The 16177-nt window shown below is 64.1% G+C and carries 9 protein-coding genes; 1 reads left to right on the top strand and 8 read right to left on the bottom strand.

Annotation, left to right across the window (positions count from 1 at the left end; translation table 11 throughout):
* Positions 1-71: 71 nt before the first annotated feature.
* The 8 genes from cysN to Pla123a_RS05705 form a co-directional block, all read right to left on the bottom strand.
* Positions 72-2024, bottom strand: a complete 1953-nt coding sequence (gene cysN / locus Pla123a_RS05670) for a sulfate adenylyltransferase subunit CysN (RefSeq protein ID WP_146584750.1) — start codon at positions 2022-2024, stop codon at positions 72-74.
* Between the two features lie 51 nt (positions 2025-2075).
* Positions 2076-3035 carry a sulfate adenylyltransferase subunit CysD gene (gene cysD / locus Pla123a_RS05675; protein ID WP_146584752.1) on the bottom strand — a complete coding sequence of 320 codons (960 nt, stop codon included), beginning with the start codon at positions 3033-3035 and terminating at the stop codon, positions 2076-2078.
* Between the two features lie 94 nt (positions 3036-3129).
* Entirely contained in the window at positions 3130-3684 is a 555-nt protein-coding gene (locus Pla123a_RS05680; protein ID WP_146584754.1) for a carbonic anhydrase, read from the bottom strand.
* 55 nt (positions 3685-3739) lie between these two features.
* Entirely contained in the window at positions 3740-6304 is a 2565-nt protein-coding gene (locus Pla123a_RS05685; protein WP_197527705.1) for a YbcC family protein, read from the bottom strand.
* Between the two features lie 68 nt (positions 6305-6372).
* Positions 6373-7950 (bottom strand): proton-conducting transporter transmembrane domain-containing protein, encoded by a 1578-nt coding sequence (locus Pla123a_RS05690; protein WP_197527706.1) that lies wholly within the window; start codon positions 7948-7950, stop codon positions 6373-6375.
* A 447-nt stretch (positions 7951-8397) separates the two neighbouring features.
* Positions 8398-8772 (bottom strand): DUF2294 domain-containing protein, encoded by a 375-nt coding sequence (locus Pla123a_RS05695; protein WP_146584760.1) that lies wholly within the window; start codon positions 8770-8772, stop codon positions 8398-8400.
* Positions 8773-9032: 260 nt separating this feature from the next.
* Positions 9033-12680 carry a hypothetical protein gene (locus Pla123a_RS05700; protein ID WP_146584762.1) on the bottom strand — a complete coding sequence of 1216 codons (3648 nt, stop codon included), beginning with the start codon at positions 12678-12680 and terminating at the stop codon, positions 9033-9035.
* Between the two features lie 134 nt (positions 12681-12814).
* Entirely contained in the window at positions 12815-13753 is a 939-nt protein-coding gene (locus Pla123a_RS05705; RefSeq protein ID WP_146584764.1) for a hypothetical protein, read from the bottom strand.
* A gap of 423 nt (positions 13754-14176) precedes the next feature.
* Here Pla123a_RS05705 and Pla123a_RS05710 point away from each other — a divergent pair, with 423 nt between their 5' ends.
* Positions 14177-16171, top strand: a complete 1995-nt coding sequence (locus Pla123a_RS05710) for a sodium:solute symporter family transporter (RefSeq protein WP_146584766.1) — start codon at positions 14177-14179, stop codon at positions 16169-16171.
* Positions 16172-16177 lie beyond the last annotated feature (6 nt).

Genomic DNA, 16177 nt, shown 5'->3' on the forward strand with positions numbered 1-16177 from the left:
TCACCCCGTCCATCTCTCGAATCGCCGGATGGCTACCGAGGCTTGGGCCTCCTTGATCTTACTTCATCGTCCTATCCCGGGTCGAGCTGGGGTCCGTGGCTCGCGAGGCGCTCGACAATGCTGGCGGCGATTTCTCTTGGCCCGGCGCCCGAATCCGTGGAGAACAGGAGGTCGGGGTGTTCGGGCGGTTCGTAGGGGGCATTCACGCCGGGGAAGTCGGCGATCTCCCCGCGTTCGGCGGCCAGGTAACGTCCCGTGCTGTCGCGTTGTTGGCACACCTCCAGCGGAGCGGTGAGGTGGACGTGGCAGAACCGATGCGGTCCCACCAAGTCTCGCGTGCGCTTGCGAACCTCGTCCTGCGGGGCGACGAAAGCGGCGATGCAGATGACGCCAGCGTCGTTCAGCAGCTTGGCAATCTCGGCCGCACGTCGCAGGTTCTCCGACCGCTCTTCGGCAGAGAACCCGAGGTCCCGACTAATGCCGAATCGCATATTCTGACCGTCTAGCAGGACGCACTTCTTGCCGGAGTTGAACAGCAGCTTCTCAAGCTCCAGGGCGAGCGTTGTCTTGCCGGACCCGCTGAGTCCGGTGATCAGCACGGTGTAGGGCGGGTGTTGGTAGCGCGCCGCCCGCTCTTGGTCGGAGATGAGGCTGGTCGCTCGCTCGAGCCGAGCGCTCGCCGGCTGCTCGTCCCAGTGGTCTTCGCTACCCGCGCGGGGGTCTGAATCGAGCAACATCCCGGCGGCGACGGTCTCGTGTGAGATACGGTCGACCAGGATGAAGGAACCGGTCTCGCGATTCCGCCGATACGAATCGAATGCTATCGGATCGCGTAGCACCACCCGGCAACGCCCGATTTCATTCAAGCCCAGGTTGACGGCCGGAGACCGATGCAGCGTGTTCACATCGATCGCGTACCGCAAGCTCAGTTCGCCGGACGTGCGTTTTGTCGTGTGCTTGACCCAGTACTGTCTGCCCGGCGTCATCGGCTGCTCAGCCATCCACACGATCATCGCGTCCGCCTCGCGGCTGACGCTGGGGGGGGTGCCCGGACGAGCGAGCATGTCGCCGCGAGACACATCGATCTCGTCGTCGAGCGTGACGGTCACTGCCTGCGGGGCGGCGGCCGCGGGCAGGTCGCCATCCCGAGTGACAATCCGCTTGACGCGTGCCTCCTTGTTGGACGGCAAAACCACCACCTCGTCGTCTACCCTCAGCGTGCCCGACGCGACCGTGCCAGAGAAGCCGCGGAAGTCAGGGGTCGGTCGGTTGACCCACTGCACCGGAAACCGCAGCTCGCGGAGGTTCGCGTCGGCTCCAACGTAAACCGTTTCTAGCAGCTGCAGGAGCGATGCGTCCTCGTGCCAGAGCATGTTCGAACTCGGGACGGCGACGTTGTCGCCACACAGGGCCGACAGCGGCACAAACCTGATGTCGGGGATCTCGAGCTTGCTGGCAAACTCACGGAACTCGTCGCAGATGCTCTCGAACACCGACTGATCGTAGTTGACCAGGTCCATCTTGTTCACCGCCAGCACAACGTGCCGGATGCCGAGAAGCGAAACGATGAACGCGTGGCGCCTGGTTTGGGTCAGCAGCCCTTTGCTGGCGTCGACAAGGATGAGCGCCAGGTTGGCGGTCGAAGCGCCGGTCGCCATGTTGCGGGTGAACTGCTCGTGCCCCGGCGTGTCGGCGATGATGAACTTGCGTTTGGACGTAGCGAAGTAGCGGTAGGCGACATCGATCGTGATGCCCTGCTGCCGCTCGTCCTCGAGGCCGTCGAGCAGCAGAGCGCAGTCAAGCTCCTGGCCGGTCGTGCCGTGCTTGCGGCTCTCGCGCTGCAACGCGGCGATCTGGTCGTCGTAGACCGCCCCGGCTTCTAGCAGCAACCTGCCGATAAGTGTGCTCTTCCCGTCGTCGACGCTGCCGCAGGTGATGAACCTCAGAAGCTCTTTGTCGGAGTGGTCGGCGAGGAACCGCTTTCCAATGTCGTCGGCAGGGACCGGCGTGCTTGCTTCAATCATGGGATGTACCTAGGGTCTGAGTGCGAGAAAACAACCGACGCGGCTGGTCGTTTAGAAGTACCCCTGCCGCTTCTTACGTTCCATCGCCGCCGCTTCGTCCCGGTCGATGGCGCGGCCCTGACGCTCGGAGAGCCGCGTCGTCAGCATCTCGTGGACGATCGCTTCCACGGTGGTCGCGGTCGACTCGATCGCCCCGGTGACCGGGTAGCAGCCGAGCGTGCGGAATCGAACGGTCTTCATCTCCGGCGTCTCGCCGTCCCGCAGCCGCATCCGCTGGTCGTCGACCACAATCAGGTCGCCGTCGCGTTCGACCGTTGGCCGAGGCTCGGCGAAGTAGAGCGGCACGATAGGGATCTGCTCCTGCAGGATGTACTGCCAGATGTCCAGCTCGGTCCAATTAGAGAGCGGGAACACCCGGAGGCACTCGTCCGACTTCTTCCACGTGTTGTAGAGGCCCCACAGCTCGGCGCGTTGGTTGCGGGGGTCCCATCGGTGCTGGTGGTCGCGAAACGAGAAGACACGCTCCTTGGCTCGGGAACGCTCCTCGTCCCGGCGCCCCCCGCCGATCGCCGCGTCGAAGCCGTGTTTCGTGAGGGCCTCTCTCAGTGGTTGGGTCCGCATGACATCGGTGTAGACGCTGCTGCCGTGGTCGAACGGGTTGATCCCCGCGCGAACGCCCTCCTCGTTCACATACGCGATGACGTCCAGCCCGAGTTCACGGCGTGCGTGCCGCTCGCGGAACTCAATCATTTCCCGGAACTCCCACGTCGAGTCGATGTGCAGCAAGGGGAAGGGAGGCTTGCCGGGGTAGAACGCCTTGAGCGCAAGGTGCAGAATCACCGACGAGTCCTTGCCGATGGAGTAGAGCAGCACCGGGTTGTCTAGTTCGGCGATCACCTCACGGAGAATATAGATGCTCTCGGCCTCGAGCATCGCCAGGTGCGCAGACCTCTCGTGGTGCTGGCTAGTCTGTCGGTGCAGGGCTTGTGCCGGGGCGGCGGCTTCAGACATGGGACGCTTCTCCGTGGGGCAGTCGATGGCGATCGGTTGGCGGCGTGCAGGTTCTCGCACCGCGCGAACGGGCGCAGCGGCGGCGGGCCGGGCGCTAGCCCAGGAGCGGACGAAACGTGTCCCGACCCGCGTCGTACGCGAGGAACACACCGCTCTCGGCTCGGTACAGCAGTCCGTGGACGCTCAACTCCCTTGACGAACAGCGGTTCGCCACCTGGGGGACCTGCAGCAACTGCTGGACCTGCAAGGCGAACCGTTCTTGGGCGGCGAGGATCCTGGTGTTGCTTTGTTGCACGCCACTCAACAGAGTCTGATAGCTGTCTCTCGACGCCGCCGCGGCGAGCGACGCCCTGCTCTGCCGACCACCGGCCAGGGTGTGCCCCACGAGCACCACCTGGTGGAGGCCCGTCTGTTCGACCGCCCAGGCAATCGCCGTCGGGAGGTGTTCCCCGTCGAAGTCCCACACGTCCTGGGAGGCTTCCAGGACCACGGCCGCTTCGCCATCGAGCGCCGCGGTGAGGTCCGAGAGCATCTTGGGGTCGTTGTGCGCGACGACCAGGCACTCGATCGGGCGGGCGGATTCGGCGATCGCGGCCTCAAGAGCCGCAGCATGCGGGTTCTGCGGGATCGGTAGGGTGGTAACGCTCATGGCAATCTCTCCTTAACGATGGTGAATAGGGTTTCGGTTCGCGGCGGGGACGCTCTCAGGCCACCGGTTCAAGGCCGGCCGGCGTCGAGAGCGGTTCCCACTGCTGGCGTTCGGAGTAGCGGAAGTAGACGCCGTCCTCGATAGCGACCAGTTGCATCCACCCGTTGGAAACCAGGTCAGAGACCTCGCGGTGCTTCGCTAGGACTCCCTCAATCGCGGCCCGCGGCGCAGCGATCATCCCCAGCAGCCGCAAGGGGTGGTGCTGGTAGTGGGCGCCGTCGTGAACCGACTGCCAGGGCAGCCCGGTCATCAGGTCGCCGCCGTTTCCGGAGAGGACCCCGAACTGGCCCACCACGTTGTGCACCGTCTTGTTGCCGCTGCCGAAGTGCACGGGGTCAACCGTCGAGGCGTAGTACTGCATATTGATCCAGTTGGCCACCACCAGCGGCGCCGTCATGATTTGCTCCAGGACGGCGAAGCCCTCGTCTCGGCTCCAGTCGTAGCTGTGCAGGAACACGCGTCCGTCGAGTGATGCCCGCTTCGTCAGGTCGCGAGGAGCGGCGATGAACGCGGCGTTGCCAGCCAGTCCCCACTCGGGGCGAACCTCCGACCAGTCAAGACTCCGCCGCACCAAGTCTTCGACCCCCCTCCCCGGAAGCGTCGCCAGTCGCTCAACAGCGGTCTGCTGGGACGCAAGGTCTGCGTGCCGCTGAAGTTGCTGCAGGTCGTCCTCGTGGGAGGGAGGCAGCTGGTGGAGGTCGAAGAACTGCAGCTTGTCGGTGGTCGTGTTGTGCAGCGCGGCGACAAACCGAGTGTCGGCCGGGACCGCGATGCCTCGTTCGGCCAGCCCAAGGCGGACGTGCGGCTGGTTCAGCAGCTTCGCGGCGAGCCTGGCGTTGGATTCCCCGGAGTGGCCGCCGCACGCGCCGCAGTCGAGCCCTGCCTTCAAGGGGTTGTTTTCGGTCTGGCTGCCGTGACCGCAGAACGCGACCAGGCGAGCGAAGTTGTCGACAATCCCAATGCCGCGCAGGATCGATTCCGCCATGTCTACCTGCTCACCCGGGCCGACGCCCTGCTGTGGGAGTCCGGCGAGCGAAGGGGCGAGCTGATCACGCTCGGCCCGACGCACGCCGTCAAAGCGGCCGGGCCGACCCCGGTTAAGCCGCAGCGTCCGCGCGATTAGCTTGAGGCCGTACAGCATTCCGGCCGTCTCAACGAACGCAAAGGCGCTAATCGCCGACGCCTGAAAGCCCTTCCAGGTCTTTCTCATAAGACGCACGAGCGCACGCCGCTGGTGGGTCTTCGCGATGAGCGCTTGGTCGTGCGTCTCAAGCTCTTCGTAGACCCGGAATTTCGGTGAGATCAACACGGGGACCTGCGGGGAGCCTTCCTGTTCGCCAAGTTCCAAAAATTCGATGGGCAACCCGAAGAACCCAGCAAACCCGTACGTCTCGACGCCGCTGGACGCGGCCTCCAGGCGTCGACGGACTCGCTCCGAGCGGACGTCGATGCAGAATACCATCTGGGCCAGAGCCGGTGCGTCGTGAACCCGTGGCGCAGCCTCGGGCCGGCTCTGGAGGCCGCCGACAATCTGCTTGCGGAACGCTATCTCGCATGCTCTCAGCAGGGCGTAGCGAAGAAGGGCCTCGCCCGACGGCTGCCCGGCTTCAGCGCGAAGCTTATTGTGACGACTCACGACAGAATCCCAGTCGACTCGGAAGTCGAAGTGCTCGGCCAGAGCGACCTCGTGGGCCAATCGCATCGCTAGCAACCCGACCAGGTCGGTGTCTACCCTGCCCTGCTGCTCAAGCTGGCGGTCCTGGCGCCTTGTCCAGGCGGTCCAGCCAGGGGTCGCGAGCGCCTCGCACAGGAGGAAGTCCGTCCACAACTGTTCTGGGACGCCGAGACGCGACAGCAACGCCGCCACGGCGTCCTGCGGCTGGTTGGGAAGCTTTGATACAAAGCGGCGAAACCCTCGGACGCCGAGTATCTCGAAGGTCCGGTTGTGCTGAGCCGCGGCCCGCCAAGCCTGGTACAGAGGCAGCTCCCGCCACCCGCTCTGCCAGACTGCCTGGCCCTGATCGTAGTGCGAGGCGCACTGCTGGGAGACCGCTTCGCACACCCGCCGCGACCAGTTCGACCCCGTGTGGGAGTCGTACGTCTCAGCAAGCGTCCTGACCGCTCGGTTGGGTTCGCCCGACTTCGTGAAGTCAGCGTCAGCGGTGGGAACAGCCCCCTGGGGTCCTGCTAGGAACGCCAAGACCTGGTTGACGTCGATCCGTTCGGACCCCGTCACGCCAGCGGCGACCAGTTCGTCGACCGCCGCTTCGATGTCCTCCTTCGAGAACGAGCCGCCGTCGAACTGCTGGCGGTAGTAGTCGCCGGACATCAGCAGCTCGACGTCGGACACCGACCGCAGCGTGTGGCGCGCCCCCAGAAAGTCCTGCGTCGCGTAGCCCAGGTAGGGGTTCACCGCGACGTAGTCTTTCAGCGGCCATACCGGGGCGATGCGGTTCTGGACTGCCGTCAGCGCCTCGTAGACGGCGGTCGAGGGCTGTTTCGGCGGGCTCTGGTCCCGGGGGCCGAGCGCCGGTTGGGGCTGGGAGCTAAGGGTGGTCATGGCGTGTAATCCGTTTCTAGCGAGAGTGTTTATTGGTGGCGTCTGTTTCGGTCGCTTCGCAAGTCCCCCTACCGAGCGGCGGCGAAAACGCGTTGAAACAAGGCGTCGACATAGAACCCGTTGGCGGCGTGAACCCGGGCGGCTTCTAGCCATTGGGGACGAAACCTCGCGACGACCGCGACGTGCAACGCCAGCAGTGCGACGAACGCACCGGCGATAGCGAGGGGCGCTGCCGCCATGCCTGGTTGAATCAGCGGGGCGACCGAGGACCGAGCGATGAAATGCTGGACCACTAGGTAACCGCCGATGTAGGTCAGGCAAAGCAGCGAGAGGGCCGCGAGCCCGCCGGTGGCCGCCCTCGCTCCGCCGCACGCCAGCACCCGCCACCCCCATGTCGTGAGGGCGAGGCACAGCAGGAAAGCCAGCACCAGCCCACCGGGCTTGCTGGACGCGTGCACCCCAGCCGTCTCCGCCACGGTCAGGTAGGCCACAGCGACCGCGGCCCCCGCGGCGACAAAGCAGGCGGCGCTCCTCGCGATGCCCGGCGTCAGCGACCTGGCGCCCCCGGTGGCCAAAGAATCAGCGACGACGCTTCCGCTGCTGAGAAAGGCGTGCGCCTTGTAGAGCGAATGGGCAATGATGTGCAGCATGGCTGCGGAGTAGGCCCCCAGGCCGCACTGCAGCATCATGAACCCCATCTGAGCGATCGTCGAGTAGGCCAGCGCCCGCTTCACGCTGGGCTGGGTCATCATCACCACGCCGGCGAAGCAAGCCGTGAATCCGCCCACCAGGGCCAGAGTTGTCAGCGCGGCCGGGGCCGAAGCGACCAAGGGGCTCATTCGAATCATCAGGTAGCCGCCCGCGTTCACGATCCCCGCGTGCATCAACGCCGAGACCGGCGTCGGGGTCTCCATGGTGTCGGGAAGCCAAGTGTGGAACGGGAACTGCGCCGACTTCGTTGCGGCCCCGAGCATCAGCAACCAGCCAATTGCCGCCTGGACGGCAGCGGACTGCGTCGCGCCGGCCTGGCCGACGCTGTCAAACAGGGCGGACAGCTCTAGCGTCCCGAACGAGCGGAAGGTCAAGACCAGCGCGGACACCAGGAAGACGTCCCCGAGCCGGCTAATGGCGAACTTGGTCCACGCCGCACGGTGGGCAGACTCCCGGCGCCGGTAGTGCAAGAGGAGCTGGTGCAGGCCGAAACTCGTCATCACCCAAGCAGCGAAGAACAGCAGGAGGTTGCCGGCGATCACCATCAGGGACACGGCCCCGATCGTGAAACCCAGCCAGCGAAAGTAGCGGCCCTGCAGGGCCTCGCCGTCGAGGTACCGAACCGAGAACCGGCTTACGACCAGACCGACGAAGCTGACCAGCGTCAGCATCAACGCCGAGGCCCCGTCGTAGTACACGCTAAAGCCGAGTGGCGCGTCGTGCAGGTCCTCAAACACTGAAAAGGCAAGCGGCGCTCCGGCCGAGGCCAGGTAGGCTAACGCCAGAATGCAAGCGAGCAGCAGCTGGGCGGCCACCAAAGTGGTCGTGGCCACACGCAGCCGACCGACGTTGGCGTTCGCAACGCTCGACGGGAGAAACGCGGTGGTGAGTAGCCCCAGGACGGGGGCGATCAGCAGTGCAACAATCGTGTTCATGGCGAGGCTACTCCTAGTCGACGGCGACCGGGCCGCCATCCGACTTGCTCGTTGGGCATAAAAAAAGCCGGGGTGAGCAAGCGATGAGCTCACAACCCGGCACGTCCGTGCGGCCATGCTGACCGCCGCGGCTTAGCTCAGTTGATGTGTTTCGGTTTTCGGCGATGCGTGGCGCGGGCGTGGCTTGGCCCGCTCTTTTTCACCCATGCGACAACACGTGCCGGGAGCAAACTCTCCCGCCAGACATAAAAAAAGGCCGGCAGGCTGCGTCACGCAACCGTCCGGCCTTTTTGCACGGGCATTTCCGTCCCGTGCAACTCGAACCTGAATGAATCGTACCGATTGACATCCGAAAGCGGAGTTCAACGCGGCTGCTCAAGTCATCGGTTAAAGATTAGAAGCGGCGTTAGCCCGCGTCAAGTGGAAGCGGAAAAAACTCTCAAAATCTTAGGAGCTGCTCGCCAAATCGGGCGCCCTTTCGAGCGTAAACACAATGACCCGCTCGCCAGTCCGGGAGCTAATGTCGGTGTGCAGGCTGACGACATCCACCCCCAGGATGTCCTTGATCACCGCGTCAAGGAGCGGGCGCCCCTGCTCGATCAACTGCTGCCTAAGCTGTTTGATCAGGTACCGTGATCGTTCACGATCTTCGGACTCCGACAGCTTCATCTCGGCGGGGGTGAGAACATTTTTCAGCCGCACGAGCACCAAGTCGTCGACGATGTACGACCGCGTCTCCAGCGGCCCGCGCCCCATGAACTCCTTCTCAAAACGGATAATCGCTTGGCTGATTTCCCGTTCGATCTCTCTCTTGCTCTTCACCGCAGCGACCTCGTGCAATGGCGTGGCGGACCGACCCTTCTGGTCTACCGGCTCGACCGCGGTTCGGCAAGCCCAGCGCTGACTTCTTGCTCCAGCGTCTGGCTGTCTTGACGTTCCCACTCGCTTGGCGGCGGCGAACTTGGGAGGGCCGCACGAGGGTTGGCGTGGGGCTCCCGCCACCGGCCTTTCCACGACGCTGCCGGTGGGCCCGAGCGGTCCTCGTAGTGGGACCGACCACCAAGAATCAGAAGAGGAGGGAGTTACCTTGCGTTGGCTTGGCTCGCCGATTGCACGCGCACCCCTCTACCAAGTCCGCTTCCCAGAGCCGAATCTGACAGCGAACTGTTCTGCGCCGGTGCTCCCGGGTCGCTCGCCACATCCTCGGTGTCACCGGCCGCGACCTCGGCAGTGCTTTGGTCGAGTGAGGGCGTTCGATATCCGTAGTGCAGCAGCAGGGAAGGCTCGTCGATGGCCGCTTCGGCTGGTCGGTCGCTGAACCGGACGTCGTCTTCGCGACCCCCGGTCTGGTCGGCCAGGGCGGCGTCGACCAGCAGCACCGCCAACCCCTCCGTTGACCCGGACTCTGCCGGCGGAGCCTCTTCGTTCATCAGCTCCTCGATTGCGAACCACCGGGGCGAGCACGTCGCGTCGGAGTCGTCGGCAAGATCCAACAAGGGCAGCGCCGCGGCGACCGGCTGAGGGGAGGCGTTCCCGTAGTTGGCGCTCCAAACGGTCTGGTCGGCGTTATCAACGAGCCCATTGCCGCTGCCGTCGGCGGACGTGAAGGGGGCGACCGAGGCGTCGATTGAATCCCGCCAAATAGTGTAGTCGGCCGCGTCGACCACGCCGTTCACGTTGTAATCGCCTGGCAACTCCGGAGGGGCAAAGATGACAAGACTGCCGGTCTCCAAGGATTCCCCCTGGTTTCCTCTCCCGTCGGTCGGCGTGAGCCGGAGCCGGTACACGCCCGATGGCAGGTGACCGGTGGCTAGCTCTGCCGTGTGGGACCAAACATAGTTGCCAGCGACGTCGTAGTCGCCTGCGGCGCCATTGGCGGCTTCGAACTCTGTGCCCAGATCCTGCCAGGTCACGCCCTGATCGCCGCTGACCTCGATACGGACCCAGTTGTCTTCCTGAGGGGTCCACTGATCAGACAGGCCCGTTCGCCAATCGTCGGTCATGGTCCAAGACACGGCGATACTGCTGCCGGGGGTGTTCACCATGGGCGAACCTGCCGTGAGTTCCGGCTCAATCATGTCCCCAAAGGACTGCAGGACTCGGACGCGGTCGATGGGAACGTTTGCTCCGGTCAGGCGGAAGTCGGCGTCGCCATTCTGGCGGTCGCCGAAAAACGCGTCGTCGAGGTAGAAGCGAGCCGTGCGCCACTCGCCACTGTCGTCGATCGCGACCGGTGTGGCGTTCTTGTAAGTACTGCTGGTTGAGTCGTACTGGAGGTTCAGCTGGCTGCCGCCTACGTCCTGATAAACCACCTCAACGACCGCGTTCAGGCCGGCATGCACATCGTTCGCGTAGGTTGGATCAACGTTAAAATACATGTAGAGCGACTCCGGCGTTCCGGATACCGCGCGAGCGGACCGCCCGCCACTACTGGTGGCGGCCGTCTGGCCATCGCCCGCTAGCTCTATTTGACGTAATCCCCGCTCGCTGTTGACCGAGCCGAGGGAAGCATCGACCGTCAGGGCGTTCTCCTTCAAAACGCTGATGCGACGGATCAGCAGGTTCCCATCGAGGGCCGTGACTCGGAAGTCGGCGTCCCCCTCCTGGCGATTGGCGAACCGGGCGTCGATGAGCTCGAAGCGGTGGGTCCGCCAGTTGCCGCTGCCGGTCATGACGGCGTCCGCGGCGGCGGTGTGAGGGCTGCCGACGCCATCGTACTCTAAGCTAAACTGCCCGGTCACCAGATCGAGGTACTCGACCTCGATGGTGATGTCCCTGCCATCGACTTCGTCGATCAGAAAGCTGTCGTCAACCCCGAAGTAGAGGAAAGAGTCGTTCGAACGGATTGCGGGCGACACCGTCCCTCGCACCGGCACGTCAACGATCTCAGCAGTGCTCTCTGGCGTCTGCACGTTTGCTAGACGATCGGGTCTTTGAGGCTCCCAACGGGCCTCGCCTCCGGTGTTCGAGCGATTCTGAAGGGCGTGTTCGGTTGGCGTTGCATTGCCGATCGCCGCCTTGCCCTGCAGGGCCTGCTTTGCCGCCCCCGTGAGCGCCATCCACCAGTCGTTCGGCCGCGGGTCGCTGACTTGGTAAGTCAGGGGATTTCCTTGCGAATCGGTGTCGGGAACCGGCGGGTCGTCGGTCGCGGGGATTAGATTGGTGCCCTCGTCGTACTCGTCGAACATCCCGATGAATAGCCAGGGAGCGTCGGTCTCGTTGACCGCGTCGTTGAGCATCCGCCAGTAGAAGTCTCCGTCTTCCCGATCCCTCGACGTCGCGGCGCTGCTGTTCTGCAGGTGCGTCCACGAGAACCCTGGGAAGACGTGCGGCACGTGCGTCGTGACGCCGCTGAGAATCCCTTCGTCAGGCGCGTAGGAGTCGCCCCCCTTCCAGTAGCCCTGCCAGGGGATGTAGGCGTCGTGGAGTCCGGCGTTGCCGACCTGGAGAGACGACTCGGTGTGTCGGCCCGCCCCGATGACATAGACGCCCCGCGACTGGAAGTAGTCGATCAGGTCTTGCTGCTGCGCCGTCGAGTAACCGTTGGTGGGACCAACGTAGAGGCCAAAAATGGCCACGACCGGCTTGCCGTCCTCGCGCTGGTAGTGCGAGTCGTTGAGCATGTCGAGCCCGTTGACGTCGGTCAGGTACTCCCAGTCGTCCTTGACTTCCTGGATGACCTGATCGCGTTGGCTGGTCGAGCCGCCGTTCTGGATGTCGTACTCGATTGCCCAGGTGCGACCGGCCTTGTGCGCGGCGTCTCGGGCGTTCACCACCGGCCACTGAGGCTCGCCCGCGTAATCGCCGCCGAAGATCCTCCGCATGAAGGAATCGCGAAAACGCTGAACAAAGGCGCCATCGATGTCGTGCTCCCGCATCCATTGGAAGTGGCGGTCGACAACCGATGCGTTCGCCGAGGAGAACAAGTAGGCCTGCTCGCCCCGGGCAGTTTGTACGCCGGGGACGGGGAACAGCTCGCTGGCGTCGTAGTCGTTGGGGTCGGGCCACTGTTCCACGGACCAATCGCCGGGTCCGCCCCAGTGGACGTACCCCTCGTCGGCTGGATCGTTGGGGGTGTTGAACCACCCTTGGTAGCCCGCCAGCACCTTCCCCTCAAGCGTGGCGGCGTCTACCGGCCGGCTTGGCCCCGAGTAGGGCCGTTCCCACGGCGGCGACCACGCCCACTCCAAGCCGCTATCGGGAAACGGCGTGTCGGAGATCTCGACCGACAAGACCGGCGTTCCAAAAGCCACCACTCGGAAGTCGCTACCGTTAGTCCCGTTCGCGAACTGCGTGCTGTCGAGGTAGTGGTGCGAGCTGACGAACTCTTGGGTGTCGATTCTTGTCGACCGCGTGTGGAAGTCAGTTGGGTCGAAATTCTCGCGGGTGCTGTCGTACTGCACCCGCAGCGTGCCGGTCCCCTCGTCGAAGTAGTCCACCTTGACGTAGAGGGGGTCTCCTTGGGTGTAGCCAGCAAACGCGGCGTAGGGGTTCAGGTTGTAGTAGAGGTAGGCCGGACCCACAGCGACTGCTTCGCCAGCGCGGGCTTGCAGGCTCCAAGTCCCGTCGCCGGCGTTTGAGGAGGGCGTGTTGAACGTCAGCGACGCCAGCAGCAACCGGCCCTCGAGCTGTTCAACACGGCTCTGGCGGTGCGATTGCGTTCGGCGAACGCTGGACGCGGGGCGATAAACTTGCGCAATTCGTTTCAATACCGAGCTGCTGAGGGACATCGGGCTCTTCTTCTGTGTCAATCCGACCACAGGCCGCTGCTTGGCCGTTGAATAGAAGAAGCTGCCACAGGTCGCTAAGGCCTGTGGCAGCTTCTCTTCAGGTGAATGCGATCGCTCGCTAATCAGCCGAGGGATTAAATGCGACGAATTCCCAAGGCGACCGAAGCGGCAAAACTGGCTAGCAGCAGCCCGGTCGGTTCGGGGATGGCGTACGCCGTGGTGAACCCGGGGTTGCGGGTCAAGTCGATAGCCAGGTTCGACATGCCGAGCACTCCCTTGGCGCCGATTTTATTAGCGTTGGCGTAGTCGGTCAGGACGCCGACAAAGTCGCCCGGCAGGGTGAGTTCGCCGGACCCTTCGATATTGATGGACGAGCCGTCCTGGATAGACGGCAGCCCGGCGGCGCTCGAGATGTTGAACAGCGACAGCAATCCGCCATCAAGAATGTCGACGGTGGCGGCGCCGCCGGTGGGCGTCGACGCGTTGTCGGTGCCCAGGCCGAGGATGCCCCCGGTTTGAGAGATTGTTCCGCTGATACTGATTGTTGCTGTCCCCGTAACACCCCACCAGAAGTGGCTGTCGGCGGTGATCGTGCCGCCTGCCTCGACGTCGATCGTGCCGTTTGAGCTTCCATTGGCGGCCCACAGAATGCGGCCGACTTCGACGGCGCCGCCATTCATAACGACCAACGATCCCGTTGCGTTCGAGTTGTTGTTGCCAGCCAGCAGGTCCGTGACGGTTGTGAGCACACCGCCCGAGTTGACCTCGACGACGCCGCTTTCATCGACGCCTATCTGGACACGGTTGACGGCAGGGACGGCCGTGGTGACGGACACGGTGTTGTTCCCAAAATTGATGCGGGCGTCGTCGCCCGCTCCGGGCAGTCCGGGCCCGGGGGTGACGCCGTCGTTGTTGGGATTCAGACCCCAACCCGGCGAGGAGCCATCGGTTACGGCGCTCCAGTCACCGCTCTGACGGTAACGGAACACAGCGGCGGTCGCTTGGTCTGCCGCGCCCACGGCGACAATGACAAGAATCGAGGCCAGACGGCGAGTGGTTTTGAGCCAGTGCATTAGCGAAGTTCCCCTGAAAAGAGACGGAAAAGAAATCGGTGAAGACTCAGAGCTGTGTTGATTCGAATTCTTCCTTGGTGGCGGCGCCGAAACGCCACTTACCCGAAAGCCGCTGGCGAACCCTGACCGGCCACGAGTGGGCGTTGAGTAGAGAGCTTAATGACAAGAGTAATTCGAGTGTACCAAAAATGGTATGCTTGTCAAGCAGTGCGTCGTGTGGAACCGGACTGCGGACCTATTCACGCAGTGTCGATTCGATCACTTAGCCAAGGCGGCAGAGGCTTCCGGTCGATGGTGAATTGCAAGTCACCCGATTCCTGGACGTCAGCTATGATCGGGTGTGGGTAGGTTGCAGGCATGCCCTAGCGACCTGCTTGGCCTTGGCCGCCAGCTCCTCTTGCCCTGTCCTCCCCATCGACCTCAATGCCGCTCAGTTCGTTCGACTACGCCATACTGGCCGCCTACCTGCTGATTCTGCTAACCGTTGGCCTGTGGCTGCGGCGTCGCGCCTCGGCGGGACTTGACCACTACTTGCTTGCGGGGCGAGCGACGCCGTGGTGGCTGTTGGGCGTCTCGGGCGTGATGGACTTCTGGGACCTCGCCGGGTCGGTCATCATTGTCTCATTCCTTTACCTGATGGGGCCGGCGGGGCTCTTCATCGAGTTTCGCGGCGGCGCCGTGCTGATCTTGTCCGTCGTCATGCTGTGGACGGGCAAGTGGCGACGCCGCTCTGAGTGCCGAACCGGCGCCGAGTGGATGCGGTTCCGGTTCGGTGATGGACCCGCCGGCAGGCTCGCCCAATCGGCTCGGGCCCTGGCTGGGATCGCCTTGTTTATCGGCCTGGTTGCCTACGCGACGAAGGCGCTCGCCGTGTTCCTGTCCTCAATCGTGCCTCTCGCGCCGTCGCAGATCGGTTTAGCGGTTGTCTCGCTCGTCGCAGCGTACAGCGTCTTTTCGGGGTTCTACGGCCTTGTCGCTATCCAGGGAATCCAGTTCGTCTGCGTGTTGATCTCGACGGTCTCGGTGATCAGTCTCGCGGTCCTAGCGGTTCCTCCCCTCACTGAGCTTCGCGAGATCGCAATCGAAGTGACTGGGAACCCCGGTTGGGGGCAACTCGCGCCGGGCGACTCCTTGTCCCTGCCGCCGCTGTACGCCTCTTACGAGCCGCTATTGTTTCTTGCAACTGTCTACCTCGTGCGGAACGTGCTCTTCGGAATGGGGGCGGGCGACGACCCAAAGTGCTTCGCCGCGAAGCGGGACGCGGAATGCCCGAAGCTGCTGCTGCTCTGGGTTTCGCTGATCTCGCTGCGGTGGCCAACCATGATGGCGTTCGCGGTCCTCGCGATCGTTATCGCCCACGGCGACCAGCAGCGCGGAGTAGACTACAAGTTGGCCGCGCAATCCGTGCGGACGCACTACCCTGATGATGAGTGGGCACGCGTCGTCGCGAGCATCGGCAGCGCCCCAGACGCGCAGCCACGCGAGCTTCAGGCGTCGTTGCTTAGAACGCTCGGAGAGAATTGGCCGCAGCGTCTGGCCGAAGTGACCGAACAGGGTTTGCTGGACCCAGAGAGGCTCATACCCGTTGTGCTGGAACGGGCGGTCCCAACCGGCCTGCGGGGGCTCATTCTCGTCTCATTGCTGGCGGCGGCCACCGCGGGCTTGAGCGGTTGGCTCAACCAGGCTGCTGGGTTGTTTGCGAATGACATCTACCTCGTGTGGTTTCGGCCTAGGGCCGGGGCCACGGAGCAGATTGCCGCGACCTGGGCTGTCGTCCTGGCCGTCGTCGGCCTAGGCTACTTGCTCGCCTTCTCTTCGCGGACCGTGAACGAAATCTGGTCGTGGCTGACGATGGGACTGGGGAGTGGGCTGATTGCCGCTCAGATGCTGCCGTTGTACTGGCGCCGATTCAATGGTGTTGGCTTTGCTGCCGGATTGGCGGGGGGAATCGCCGCGGCGGCGGCCCATCGGATTGCGGTCCCGGGTCTGCCGCAAGGCTTCGCCTCGCTGAACGAGGAGTGGGTGCTTCTGTCCATCGTGCTGACGGCGGGAATGGCCGCTTCGATCGTAGGAACGCTGGCGTCACCGATGACCGACGCGTCGGTATTGCTGCGGTTCTACCGAAAGACGCTGCCCTTCGGGGCTTGGGGCGTCGAACGCGAATCGCTGACTACCGAGCAACAACGGGAGCTATCGCGGCATCACACCCGCGAGTTGTGCGCCCTGCCGTTTGCGCTGGTCTACCAAATCATGATCTTCCTGAGCCCGATGCTCATGTTGATCGGCGACTGGTCCGCGGCCGCCGCCTGTGGAGCCGCCGCGGCCGTCGCCATCGCCCTCCTGTGGGCGATCTACTTCTCTGGGCTCAACGCGGAAGCAGAACTTGTAGGTCAGATCCAGCGTAGCGAACCGGATTGAGGCTGC

The sequence above is a fragment of the Posidoniimonas polymericola genome, from assembly GCF_007859935.1.
GTDB classification, from domain to species: Bacteria; Planctomycetota; Planctomycetia; order Pirellulales; family Lacipirellulaceae; genus Posidoniimonas; species Posidoniimonas polymericola.